The sequence below is a fragment of the Microcoleus sp. POL10_C6 genome (genome assembly GCF_036701585.1).
Lineage (GTDB): Bacteria > Cyanobacteriota > Cyanobacteriia > Cyanobacteriales > Microcoleaceae > Microcoleus.
This window is the reverse complement of sequence record NZ_JAUBRB010000002.1, coordinates 2,328-16,027: the sequence shown is the minus strand read 5'-3', so window position 1 is coordinate 16,027 and position 13,700 is coordinate 2,328. Positions and strand designations below refer to the sequence as shown.

Here is a 13,700-nt window from a genome sequence, read left to right as displayed (position 1 = left end):
ATGGGTAACGCTAAACCTGGTGACTAAATGGAAGCCGATCGTGCACTGGATTTTACCAACTCGTTACTTGTGGCTCGAAACCTGAAAACTCTCGACAACCTTGACAGCGCGATCTTTCGCGAAGCTTGGCAAGGCGTGCAAGGCAGGACGTACCAACAGGTTGCAGATAGTGAAGGGTATGGAGTAGGGACTGTTAAGGATGCTGCCTCTAATTTGTGGAAGCGGCTTTCAGCGCTGTTTGGAGAAGGAGAAAAAGTCAAAAGAGACAACCTTCAAGCGGTTGTAGAGCGGTATTGGCGCAGCTACTCGAAACTTGAACCGCAGTCGGGACAAACTGTTCCGGCCCAAGTATCTCTCGGACTTGATGCGGATTTGGAAATCGAAAACCCGAATTTTTTGGGCCGCTTAGGGGCGATCGAAGATCTCAATACTCTTGTCGCCCAAGGTGCAAAAGTGATTGTCATCCAAAGTGCCGGCGGTATCGGCAAAACAACTTTGGCCAGACAGTATCTCAAATCTCAAGGGTTCGATCGAGTAATTGAACTGTTGATGGCAAAAGAGACAGAGAATATCACAGCATTGGAAAGTGCGATCGAAGAATGGCTCAAGCAAGACTTTCAGGAAGAACCAGGGCCCGACTTTGGCGTCACCTTGGGGCGGTTGAAACGGCAGCTTCAGACTCACAAAGTCGGCGTATTAATTGACAATTTGGAAGCCGCACTCGACGGACAAGGTAAGTTTATTGAACCGCACCGGCTTTACGTGGAACTGTTGCGAGTTTTGGCTGACGCAGCGGTGCAGTCGGTAACGCTGATTACCAGTCGCGATCGACTGTGCGATTCAGATGTAACCGTCGAACACTACTTGCTTCCGGGATTGGAAGTTGAAGTTTGGCGGCAGTTTTTTAGCTGTCGCAACATCAATATAGATGATGTCGCCCTCAAGGAAATGCACAAAGTTTACGGCGGTAATGCCAAAGCAATGGGCATTATTTGTGGCACGATCCGAGAAGATTTTGACGGAGATATGGCAGCTTACTGGCTAGAAAACAGTGAAGATCCGCTCCTTGAAACAGACTTAAAAAATTTAGTTACCAGTCAGTTTAACCGCCTGCAAGAACTCGATTCGGAAGCCTATCAACTCCTGTGTCGCTTGGGCTGTTACCGCTATCAAGATGTGCCGACAGTCCCTACTGACGGACTTTTGTGTTTGCTGTGGGACGCGCCCGAAGCCGGACGGCGACAAATCATTAAATCGCTGTTGCACCGATCGCTAGTCGAGTCTCAGAAGGGCGAATACTGGCTGCATCCAGCAATGCGCGAAGAAGCGGTCGATCGGCTCTCCCCCGGAGACTGGGAGACTGCAAACCGCAAAGCCGCCGAGTTCTGGACAGAGAGTGTTGAAAATATTGAAACGGTAGAAGATGCGCTGAAAGCTTTTGAAGCTTACTATCATTATGTGGCAATTAGCTGTTTCGACCAGGCCGCTAGCGTCATCCTCAAAAAAATCAATATCCAGTTTGCCAAAGATTACAAGCTGGGTAGAGCGCTCTACAAATTAGGTTTCTTGCAGCCCATAATTTCAGCCACTACTCGCATCGTCAACAATGTGACTTCTGATTATTATTTGAGCGGCTTATACAGTATTTTAGGCATTTGTTACCGGATCTTAGGCGAAATAAATCAAGCCATAGAATGCCATCAAATATCAGAAATAAAAGCCACTAAATCTTTGCAAATTCTAGCGAAAAGCAGCGACCCGGAAAACGGCAAACAAGCTAATCTCGAATTCTGGAAAGTTAACGCTGCAATTAATATAGGTTTTTGTCAAATAGAAATGGGCGAATTAGAATCAGCTATGGAGATATTTGTCAAGCTGAAAACTTCGCGGGACGAAATCGGGATTAATAGCTATTCGATCAATGTCGGGTTAGCTTTCCTCAACTCCTGTGTGGGAGCAAAAAAAGAGGCGGAAGAACTCGCCGAAAAACTTTATGCCGATCGGGAAAACAGTCAGTTGGTGGGTACGGGATACAAGTTAGTTTTTCTCGCCGCCACCTATCAAAACCTGGGAGAGACAGAGAAAGCTTTGAGTTTGTACCGCCAAGCGATCGCCCAAGCCGACCAAAACCAGTACAGCACCATCAAAGCCAAAGCTCTCAGCGGTATAGCAGCGCTGTACCGAGAACAGGGAGAATTTGACCATGCCCTGCAGCACCATGCAGGAGCAATAGAAATACTCGATCGAGCCAGCGCTAAATTAGACCGAGCCGAAGCTTGCTATCAACTAGCACTAACAGAACAAAAACTTGGTAACACCGAGAAAAGTGAAGAAAATTTTGAGCGCGCCATTCAACTGTTCAGCGAAATGGACGCTAGCAAACAAGTAGAAAAAGTACAGTTAGCCGCAACAAAAAAAACAGAAAAAATACCTAATTAATCGAGCAACAAATCAGAAAATAGATACAATAAATGAAAGAACAACCATAAACTTTGTAGATATGAAACTAAAACGATTGGGACACGTAGCCGTCTGCGTGCAAGACATAGAGAAGTCTGCTGAATTCTACCGCAACTTGGGTATGGAGTTAGTCTGGAAAGATGCAGACTGGGCTTATTTGAAAGCAGGAGAGGACGGATTGGCGCTGTTGAGTCCGAGTTACGACCAAGCAGGGCCGCATTTTGGCTTTGTATTTGACGATCGTACCGAAATGGAATCCGCCTACGAACAACTCAAAGCCGATGGTGTTTCCGTCACCCACATTCACGAACACCGCGACGGTACTGCATCTTTTTACGGCAGAGATCCAGATGGGAACGGTTTTGAATATCTTTACGAACCGGCCTGACGATTCTCGGACTTGCGGATCAAAACCCAAGAAACCGGGTTTTTAGCGGTTTCTGCGATTTGCAGTGCGTCTTATCGACAAAAACCCGGTTTCTGACCACGTGGGCGAACTAAATTAAGTAAGCGCCCAGAAAAAAATAGAATATCCAGATACCCGGTTGGGCGTTCCTTCTTCCGTTCCCGGAACATCCCTACAACTCCCCGAATAATCTGAGGTACTAACACCGAGGCTTCTCAAGTAAGGTGCAGGCTGTGAATCCGAAATATATCCACAACTTCCGAAAATCGGCTCGATAATCTAAAATCTAAAATCTAAAATCTAAAATCCTCATGTTGCAGAGAATACAAGTCAGAAACCGCTGGAAATCAATTTTCAAACCCTGGGAAGAAGCAGACCCTTGGCTGTTTGGCGCTTGCATCGCCCTCACCATCTTCGGGGGAGTCATGATCCGCAGCGTCGAAATCAACCAAGGGCTGATCGACTGGTGGCGGCACTGGGTAACTGGGGCAGTCGGTTTGTTCCTCGCCATCATCATTTCCCGCTGTCGCTACCAAATACTGCTTGAGTGGAAATGGCTGATTTACATATTAATCAATTTGTCCCTGATCGCAGTGCGGTTTATCGGTACTACAGGGCTCGGTGCCCAGCGGTGGATCAACATCGGCGGCTTCTACCTGCAACCCTCAGAATTTGCCAAAGTAGGCATGATTGTCACTTTAGCAGCTCTCCTGCACGACAAGACTGTCCCCACGGTGGGTAATATGTTGAGGATGCTGGCGATTATGGCTGTACCCTGGGGATTGATCTTTGCCGAACCAAATTTAGGTACTTCCTTAGTCTTCGGCGCAATCACAATGGGGATGTTTTACTGGGGTAATGTCAATCCCGGCTGGCTAATATTGCTATTCTCTCCTCTCATCTCAGTTCTCTTCAATAACCTGTCTACACCGATTTGGATAGCCTGGGTAGTTGTTGCCGGTATTATTGCTTGGCGAACCCTGCCTTGGCCCTGGTTAGGCACTTTCGGTGCTGTGTTGGTGAACGTTGTTTCTGGACACCTCGGACATATTTTTTGGAATGTGCTCAAGGATTATCAAAAAATGCGACTGACAGGGTTTTTAAACCCCGAGAAAGACCCTTTAGGCAGCGGATATCACTTGATTCAATCTCGGATTGCTATTGGCGCTGGGGAACTAAAGGGCCGGGGTTTGTTTCAGGGAACGCAAACTCAGCTTAACTTTATTCCCGAACAGCATACGGACTTTATCTTTTCAGCTATTGGCGAAGAATTGGGTTTTATTGGCTGTATTAGCGTGTTGTTGGTGTTCTGGATAATTTGTTTCCGGTTGGTGACGATCGCTCAAACTGCTAACGATAATTTTGGTTCTTTGCTGGCAATCGGCGTACTGTCAATGTTGATTTTTCAGGTATTCGTCAATATTGGGATGAACATTGGCTTGGCTCCGGTTACGGGCATTCCGCTGCCTTTCCTAAGTTACGGGAATGCGTCGCTGCTGAGTAATTTTCTCGCCCTGGGGCTGGTGGAGGCGGTGGCCAGCCAGCGACAGCGCAAGAAGCGTTGGAATTAGGTCATTGGTAATGGCTAATGAGTTTTGGGAATGCGATCGCCCTTTTGATTTCTTTCGAGAAATTCTGCGGGCGATCGCATTTTTTTTCCATCTGCCAAGGCGCATCTAAATTTTACGGTTCCTGAGCGGAGCCTTGATGACTGTCAAGTTTGATAAAATTCTTGTGGGGTGCGCGCGAGAACCCGCCCCCAAATAAAATTTAGAGACCCAACAGCTTAAGTAGATCAACTTAATTAAACCACTCCTGACGCAAACAATAAATGCTTTTGTGCGCTATGGGTAAGCCACTCAGTGTGCAGTGGACGCCCTACTCAGCAAGTTATTAATGCCTGAAACCATTGCTATTATTACATCTTTTTTTCTTCTTCCGTCTTCCTGCTTCCGTCTTCCTTCTATCCTTTACATCCCGTACATTGCTCGTTGCCGAACTTCCGTCTTCCTTCTATCCTTTACATCCCGTACATTGCTCGTTGCCGAACTTCCTTCTATCCTTTACATCCGTTACATCCCGTACATTGCTCGTTGCCGAACTTCCTTCTATCCTTTACATCCGCTACATCCGAAGAAAGCGAATCCGTTGCCGAACTTCCTTCGCCTCTGATTACTCGTTCATATTCTTGTACGTAGCAACTGCCGAAGGCGAACTCCGGTTTAAATAACGGAATATCCAATATTTAAATACCGTATCCAAGATCACTGGAAACGTTGCAATGAACAAAAATATGAACTGCCTATTTTCTGGCAGTCCCAAATGCCTCGATAAACCTTCGAGAATTACTTCCCAACCGTGAGGCGAGTGGAATCCGACAAACACATCCGTAAACAAAATAATTACGAAAGCTTTCGCACTGTCGCTGAGGCCGTAAATCACATCGTCCATGAAAGACTTTAAAATCTCAATCTCTTTCTTGTTAGTGACGATAATCGCGACAAATGCCATGCAGGAAATCAAATCGGCAAAAATATTTTTAATAGCTCCACCACTTTCAGCGCGGTATTCCTCCGCTAGCTCAACTGCTTTCTCGGCAATCTTCTTTTCCGTTTCTTCTAAAGAAAGCGACGGAGCAGCGCCTATTAACCTTTTAAATTTGAGGTTCTGCTCAAATCTCTCCAGTTCTTGGAATGCTTCTTCTTCGAGGTTAACATTTATGAAAAGTGGGGCCTTTTCTTGACCTCTAAAATGGTCAACTATCGGGCCGACAAGAAAGTTTTTGGAAATTTGATTTGTCAACAGCGGAACCAAAATCAAAAGCAAAATAAATCTGAGAGAAATAATTGTTTTGACTTTGGAATTGCGAAAATTTTTGACTACTTCTTTTTCAGCTCCAGGGTCTAAATCTTTAGTGATTCGATTCAAAGTCCCCAAAAGCGATCGCGGTAATAAATTGACTTCTTCATAGTTAGTGTCAACCTCACCATCGTGAATGTGAACAGAATTAGCTGAACCTTTATTTTTGGAGTCAGGTGGAGAACTGCTATTTGTAGATTTTGTCTGCACATTTACTGAACTGACAACCGGAACAATTGCCGTTGATCTACTATTATTAATATACTTGTCGATGACTCCATCAATAAACTCTAGCTTCTCAAATATAAGGGATTCTCTATCTTTATTGTTGAGATGTAATCCGTGCTGGTGATAATCAGCGCTGTGCCCCGTTTTGGGTTTAGCTCCCACTCGCTCCGGCAGTTCCAAAAAAGAACGGCTAGCATTAAACTCAACCATTCGGGTTTGAATAACCTTGAGGTATTTTTCCAGTTCGGATTTAAAGTAAGACAGGGTGCTTTGTCCGTAATCTCCCGATCGCTCAGAGATTCCTTGGCCGCCAAAATGCTCGTCTTCGATCGCCTTAATTGCTAACGCAGCATCGTAGGCCTGTTCTAGGGCCCTCTCAGGGGTTTCTCGATACCATTGGTGAAGGCTGTAGAGATATTTTACCATCCTGTTCCACGGAGAAGTATTCATAGCTAAAGCTGGTTAGTTTGCTGTAGACATTAGTGATTAAAGTATTCACGGTATGGTAACAAATTTACATGAACTGAGAACAGCCAGCGAGGATTCAATTTGGATTGTCGGATCTGCCCGCAGCGGCAAAACCACTCGTTTAGTCGAGCAGTTCTGCATATGGAGCAAAACTGTCAAGCCCCTGCCCACAACAGTTTCAGGGCGATCGAACTCCGGGCGGCGGCGGGCTGGACAAACTGCCCCAGCAATTTTAGTCTTAGCAGCTAACGGAGACAACCGGCTAGAATTAGCCGATCGCATCGCCGTCGCTACCCAAGGAAAATATACCTTTCACTCCACCACACCCTTCGGTTTTTTTGAGCAGGAGGTATTGTTATTTTGGCCCCTGCTAGTTCAGTCGCTGGATTTGAGGGCTCAATTTCCCTTGCGACTGCAACCTGAAACAGAACTGGAACTTGCCGCGAGACTCTGGCGTCGCGAACTAGACGAAGGCATTTTGCAAAAAACAGGGGTAAGTCCAAACCGAATGGTGCGTCGAACACTAGACTTATTACAACTTGCTGCTGTCAGCGGTACACCGAGAGAAGAGATTCCCAGCATTCTAGAACAGGGATTTGCTGGGGAGGGCGGCTCGACCCACCTGTGGACTAGCATGGGAGAGTTGCTGGAAAGGTGGCGGGAATGGTGCTTGACGCGGGGGCTCCTGACTTACGGGATTGTTTGCGAACTCTACTGGCGCTATTTGTTGCCGGATGTCAGTTATCAGCAGCATTTAGCCTCTAGATACCAAGCTGTGATCGCAGACGATGTTGACGATTATCCGGCGATAAGTCGCCATTTGTTCGATCGAATGCTCGACCAAGGTGCAGCGGGGGCGTTCTCCTACAATTCAGATGGAGGAGTGCGTTTGGGGTTGGGGGCTGACACGGAATACCTAGCCCAACTCGAAGACCGCTGTCAAAGCGTGGAAAATTTGGACGCAAAAGCGGGTTTAGCAGCAGAGATTGGAGATTTAGCGGTAAGTTTAGCAGTTAATTCTGAGGGTTTTTATCCTTTAGGCTTGAGTTTGCCCGGTAAAGTTCGATCGCTCCAAACCACTTCCCGGGCTCAACTGCTGCGAGAAACCGCCGAAATCATCGTCGATGCGGTGAAGTCACAAGGCGTGGAACCGCAGGAAATCGCCGTAATTGCCCCTGGGATGGATGCGATCGCCCGTTACAGTTTAACGGAAATTCTGGCGCGAGATAATATTGCCGCCGTATCTCTCAACGATCAGCGGCCGCTCTCGACTACCCCAGAGATTCGAGCTTTACTCACTTTGTTAGCGTTAGTTTATCCGGGACTCGGCCGTTTAGTCGATCGAGACGGCGCAGCCGAAATGCTGGTAATTTTAGGTAGCCAGAAACACCCTTCATTGGAAACAGAAGATTCCAACTCGACATTCAATCTAAAATCTCAAATTCACAATCAAAAATCGATCGACCAAGTGAGAGCAGGTTTAATCGCAGATCACTGTTTTTGTCCAGATATCGATCAACCTCAATTGCTGCCAATTACAGCCTTTCCCCGGTGGGACAGACTGGGACACCGAGCAGCCAGGGCCTACGAGCACATTGTCGAGTGGATCGAACAACAGCGATCGCAACAGCAGGAGCGGCTGTTGCCGAGTCCAATTGCCCTACTCGATCGAGCAATCCAGAAATTTCTCATGAACGACAGATACCTGCCCTACGATCGGCTAGCAGCCCTGCGCGAGTTAATGGAAACCGCCACCCACTACTGGGAAATCAACGGGCGAATGCAGCGCGTTGAACCAACAAACGGTGGCGACTCAGAAACGATCGCCCGGTTCATCCAATTGTTGCGCCAAGGAACCGTCACCGCCAACCCCTTTCCAGTGCGTCCAGAAGGCCCAGCAGCCAGAGCCGTCACCCTCGCCAACATCTTCCAGTACCGCAGCAGCCGCCGCGCCCACAAATGGCACTTTTGGCTGGATGCCGGCTCGCCCCTGTGGCTGAGTGGCGGTGCGGCGACTTTGTTTGGTGCTCCCTTATTTTTGCGATCGCAACTGGGGCGTCCCTGGGAAACCGAAGAGGAAACAGCGGCCGACCAACAGCGACTGCGGCGAATTCTGCTAGATTTGTTAAGTCGCTGTTCCCTGCTTTACCTGTGCCACAGCGAACTATCCGTCAGTGGACAAGAACAAACCGGGCCGCTTCTGCCCCTAATTAACAGCTCTGTTTCTTGTCAGCAGTCAGCATAAGGCATTCGCTTCTGCAGGCAAGAGGCACATCTGTATTCAGCATTCGACATTTGGGAAGAAAAAATTATGACGGCGAAGATTTTTATTTTTTCGGATTCTGGATAAATACACTGGGCTGACTCCAAGCGCGACTTCTAGGTTCTATCGAAATGGCGCGATATTAAAGTATACCCAACCTAGGCATCAAAACGTGCAATCATTAATATTTTGGGATCAAAAGATGCCCAGCTTAAAAAATATCTATAGCAGTTGCAGTTTTGATTTAGTATGTTAGAAATGATGGGGTTATTAATCAATTTTAAGCCGGATTTGTGGCAACAAACTGATACTAATCAGTTCTTAAAGTTAATCGGGATCGTCGTTTAAAGGAGCCAAAATAATGCCAAGTGCAGTGCCATTAGTAATTATACCAGAACCTACACCAACACCAGAACCAGAACCAGAGACGCCAACACCAGAGACGCCGACACCAGAGACGCCGACACCAGAGACGCCAACTCCGACTCCAACACCAACACCACCTCCCTCCGGGGACGACACCTTTGGCGGCATAGACGACACATTGGGCGGAGGCCAAGGTACGTCGCCCGCAATCATCGGCGGCGTAGTCCGCGGCACAGAAAGCAACGACTCCTTAGCTGGCAGTCCCGGCCCCGACGTGATTTCCGGGCTGCAAGGCAACGACACCTTGCAAGGAGTCGGAGGCGACGATTTACTATTTGGCAACGACGATGACGACGTGCTGTTCGGCAATGAGGGCAACGACGTTCTTGATGGCGGTTCAGGACTGGATACCCTGTACGGAGGCAAAGACAACGACTCCCTCGACGGGGGAAATAACCCCGACCTGCTGTATGGCAATGACGGCAACGACACGGTAATCGGAGGCGAAGGCAGAGACACGGCTTACGGCGGCAAAGGCAGCGACAGCTTGCGTGGGGGCTCTGGCGACGATAGCTTTTTGGGCGATCGAGGTGACGACATTCTGTGGGGCGACCAAGGCAACGACTCGCTCTTCGGTGGCGACGGCGAAGACTTGCTATTTGGCAACGAAGGAGGCGACTGGCTCTACGGAAACGCCGGCGGGGACACAATTTTTGCCGGCGACGGCGATGACATAGTATTCGGCGGTGAGGGCGACGACATCGTGGACGCCGGTGCTGGCAACGACGTTATTTGGGGCGAAGCAGGCAAAGACGTAGTGGCAGGAGGCGAAGGCAGAGATGTCTTCGTCATCGGTGCATTCAGTTCCCCCAGCGGCAGCAGCGACGGCACTAACGCGGCATTTATCACCACAGGCGGCCCCGATCTCGCCGATGCCGACATTTTCACAGACTTTCGCCAAGGCGAAGATTTAATCGGGTTAAGTGGCGACCTCAAGTTTGAAGATTTGGTAATCTTCCAAAGCACTGAGACCAAAGCCGGCAGTACGATTATTCGCAACGGCGTCAGCGGCGACTTTTTAGCAGTATTGCCCGGAGTAGACAGCAGAACCCTAGGGCGAAGCTCATTTGTAATTGCCCCCACAGTTCCCGGCAGCGCAACTCCGCTTCCCCTGCCGACCCCGACACCAACGCCGACACCGACGCCGACAAACAGTCCGACACCAACGCCGACACCGACGCCGACACCGACGCCAACACCGACGCCAACACCGACACCAACGCCGCCAGACGAGCCGGTGCCGATGTTCCCCGGGTCGCCGACACCGACAGGAAGTCCGACGCCGACAGGAAGTCCGACGCCGCCGACACCGCCGACGCCTATCTTTAACCAACCTCCAAGAGCAGTTAACGACAACTTCACCACGGTTGCGGGTCAAGAACTCAGTTTCAACGTTCTGTTGAACGACACTGACCAGGAACAAAGCGCTCTGACTGTCACGACTTTTGCTCCAGCAAGCAAAGGGAGCCTGGTTCCCGTGGGCGGCGGCGTATTCAAATACACCCCGAATCCGGGCTTCTCGGGTACTGACAGCTTCAGCTACTCGATCTCAGACGGCAGCGGCGGCACAAGTAAGGCGGTAGTAACCATCAACGTCAGTAGCCCGCCGCAGCTAATAATTAACGACGGTGTGGTGGTTGCCAAAAGTAATCCTACCCAAACAATTACTGCCGCCGATTTGTTAGTCACAGATCCCGACAACAGCCCCTTGGAAATCGTTTACACGATTACTAAAGCCCCCGATGCTACCAGAGGTTTTGTCCAAAGGGGTAGCACCTTTCTCAACGTCGGCGGCAAATTCAGCCAAGACGATATCAACAACAACATCGTCAAATACAACTTGCTGGCAGAAGGTGGCAGCGACAGTTTCACCTTTACAGCCTCCGACGGGTCTGCAACTATCGGGCCGGCATCCTTCAGCATCACGGTGGTAGATAATATTGTCGATCGCAGTGCACTCCCGGCCAGCACATTTACAGGCAGCAACCTCAGCGACTTCATCCTCGGCGGGGCCGGCGACGATACCCTATCTGGGGGCGACGGCAACGACATCATCGATGGTAATGGCGGCAATGATGTCGTATTCGGTGAAGCAGGCAACGACTCGGTGGTGGGTGCGATCGGCAACGACACCCTTGACGGCGGACTGGGCAACGATACTGTTGACGGCCAAGACGGCATAGACTCGCTGATCGGCGGACTGGGCAACGACCTGATGTTCGGCGGCAATGACAATGACAACCTCCTGGGCGGTGACAATAACGACACCATTGACGGCGGAACAGGCAATGACTCGATATTGGGAGAATCCGGCGAGGACTCGATACTTGGTGGCAGCGGGATTGACACCTTACTTGGTGGCATTGGCGACGACTCCCTCGACGGCGGTGAGGGCGACGACATCCTCGACGGTGGACTGGGCAGAAACTTGCTCGACGGCGGTATCAATAACGATTCCATCTCCGGCGGGGACAGCGATGACACGATTTTGGGTGGACAAGGCAACGACACGGGACTCGGAGGTTCGGGCAATGACTACGTGTTGGGCGAGGCCGGCAGCGACTCCCTCGACGGCCAAGCGGGCGACGACACTCTCGACGGCGGTGCCGGCAGCGACTGTCTCAGCGGCGCCTTCGGCAATGACTTGGTATTGGGCGGCGATGACAACGACTCGCTGTCCGGCGGTGCAGGCAATGACATTGTGGGCGGTGGCAACGGTTCTGACTTGCTCACGGGCGATGCGGGCAATGATTTCTTCTACTACGAAACTCCCAGCGAAGGCGTGGACGTGATTGCTGACTTTAACGCTAACGGTAGCGAGACCGACAGATTTTTGTTCAGGTCGTCAAATTTCGCAGGTTTAACCAACTCAGGAACTACTCTCGATTTCACCAGTTTTATCGTCAGGAATATCGGGTCTAGCGGCGACGACATCAGCAAGCAATCAGTCATTTTGTTTGAATCTAAATTTGACAACGCTCAAGCAGTAAATGCAGTGTTGAAAAATCAAAACGGTTCGAGCAAAACGGGAGCTTTCTTCGTGTACCTGAACAATACTTTTAACAAGTACGTTCTCGGCTTCGACCCGAATGTGGCAGATGACAGTCTCCCAGCTTTCGATTTGGCAGTGTTGAATTCTATTCCTACAGTGCCGGGAGCGCTCAGCACCGTCATTACTGCATCTGACTTTAAGTTTATTTAGTAGTTTTTGAGTAGCGTCGCAAGGAGTCGGAACAATGCCAAGTGCAGTACCACTAATTTTTCTCGAAGGGCGGCTACCCGATGAGAACGGGGATAGTTTGGATGGCGGCACGGTGCCGCAGCCTACGCCGTCGTCGGGGACGGAGCCGATGATGACCGGGACGGAGCCGATGATGACCGGGACGGAGCCGATGATGACCGGGACGGAGCCGATGATGACCGGGACGGAGCCGATGATGGGGACGGGCCCGGACATTTCGATCACCCCGGTGCCGCGGCCACCTCTGACAGTTCCCACGCCTCCCCCAGAGCCACTTTTTGTCGATGGCTTAGTTGTCGCAAATGAGGGCAGTAACTATTTAATCGGCAGCTTGTTCAATGACACGATTGCCGGGGGAGCCGGCGACGACACGCTTCTGAGTCGAGACGGGGACGATCTACTCAGGGGCGAAGACGGTAACGATTCTCTCAACGGTGGCGCTGGTAAAGATATCGTTGAGGGCGGGCGCGGCAATGACACGGCGCGGGGCGGCAAAGGCGATGACTTGGTTTCTGGCGACGAGGGCGGTGACGTAGCTTTTGGCGACCAGGGCAACGATATTGTCTTGGGTGCTGAAGGCGACGACTCGCTGTACGGCGGTAAAGGCAATGACTGTCTGCGCGGTGGTGGGGAGGACGACCTGATTTTGGGTGACAAGGGCAGTGACACTGTTTTTGGCGACACGGGTAACGACTGCCTGATCGGCGGCGCTGGCAATGATATTTTATTGGGCCAGGAGGGCGGGGATGTCATCACCGGGGGTGTTGGTAATGATACTGGTGACGGCGGCGAGGGTGATGACCTGATCTTCGGGGGCGACGGCAATGATTCTTTGTCTGGGGGGCCTGGGGATGATATTCTTTCGGGCGATCGCGGATCGGATACTCTCACAGGAGGCGACGGATCGGATATCTTTGTTCTCGGTAGGGTGGGCACGTCGCCTGGTAGCAACGGGTTTCTCACTACTGGCGGCCGCGAAATCGGCGATGCTGATGTAATTAGAGATTTTAATGCGGGAGATTCGATCGGTCTGGCTGGGGGTCTGAACTTTACAGAGTTAGAAATTTTCCAGGGCCAAGGCTCGAATTCTAGCAACACGATTATTAGAGACAGGCGAACAGGGGAATTTTTGGCGGTGTTGATTGATGTTCGATCGAACTCGCTAGATGAATCTCGGTTCACTACAGCTCAAATACCGCGCGTAAACGACAATCCCTTCACCATTGAGGGCACAACTCCTTCTAGCGGCGGGACAGGTCCTTCTAGCCCCGCCGGGACAGGTCCTTCTAGCCCCGCCGGGACAGGTCCTTCTAGCCCCGCCGGGACAGGTCCTTCTAGCCCCGCCGGGA

General features: G+C 50.4%; 7 protein-coding genes. 6 read left to right on the top strand and 1 reads right to left on the bottom strand.

Annotation, left to right across the window (positions count from 1 at the left end):
- Positions 1-27 precede the first annotated feature (27 nt).
- The 3 genes from QUA34_RS01260 (at position 28) to rodA (ending at position 4,437) form a co-directional block, all read left to right on the top strand.
- Positions 28-2,439, top strand: coding sequence for a tetratricopeptide repeat protein (locus QUA34_RS01260; protein WP_333383453.1), 2,412 nt, complete (start codon positions 28-30; stop codon positions 2,437-2,439).
- Positions 2,440-2,500: 61 nt separating this feature from the next.
- Complete coding sequence (locus QUA34_RS01255) at positions 2,501-2,848, top strand: VOC family protein (protein WP_190661613.1); 348 nt, start codon at positions 2,501-2,503, stop codon at positions 2,846-2,848.
- Between the two features lie 329 nt (positions 2,849-3,177).
- Positions 3,178-4,437: a rod shape-determining protein RodA gene (gene rodA / locus QUA34_RS01250; RefSeq protein WP_333327306.1), complete on the top strand. Its 1,260-nt coding sequence runs from the start codon at positions 3,178-3,180 to the stop codon at positions 4,435-4,437.
- Positions 4,438-5,038: 601 nt separating this feature from the next.
- Here rodA and QUA34_RS01245 read toward each other — a convergent pair.
- Positions 5,039-6,403, bottom strand: a complete 1,365-nt coding sequence (locus QUA34_RS01245) for a proton extrusion protein PcxA (RefSeq protein WP_333383451.1) — start codon at positions 6,401-6,403, stop codon at positions 5,039-5,041.
- A 52-nt stretch (positions 6,404-6,455) separates the two neighbouring features.
- Here QUA34_RS01245 and QUA34_RS01240 point away from each other — a divergent pair, with 52 nt between their 5' ends.
- The 3 genes from QUA34_RS01240 to QUA34_RS01230 all read left to right on the top strand — a co-directional run.
- Positions 6,456-8,666: a recombinase family protein gene (locus QUA34_RS01240; protein ID WP_333383448.1), complete on the top strand. Its 2,211-nt coding sequence runs from the start codon at positions 6,456-6,458 to the stop codon at positions 8,664-8,666.
- Positions 8,667-9,045: 379 nt separating this feature from the next.
- Positions 9,046-12,312 (top strand): Ig-like domain-containing protein, encoded by a 3,267-nt coding sequence (locus QUA34_RS01235; RefSeq protein ID WP_333383446.1) that lies wholly within the window; start codon positions 9,046-9,048, stop codon positions 12,310-12,312.
- 34 nt (positions 12,313-12,346) lie between these two features.
- On the top strand, positions 12,347-13,700 hold a 1,354-nt coding region (locus tag QUA34_RS01230), incomplete at its 3' end, for a calcium-binding protein (protein WP_333383445.1).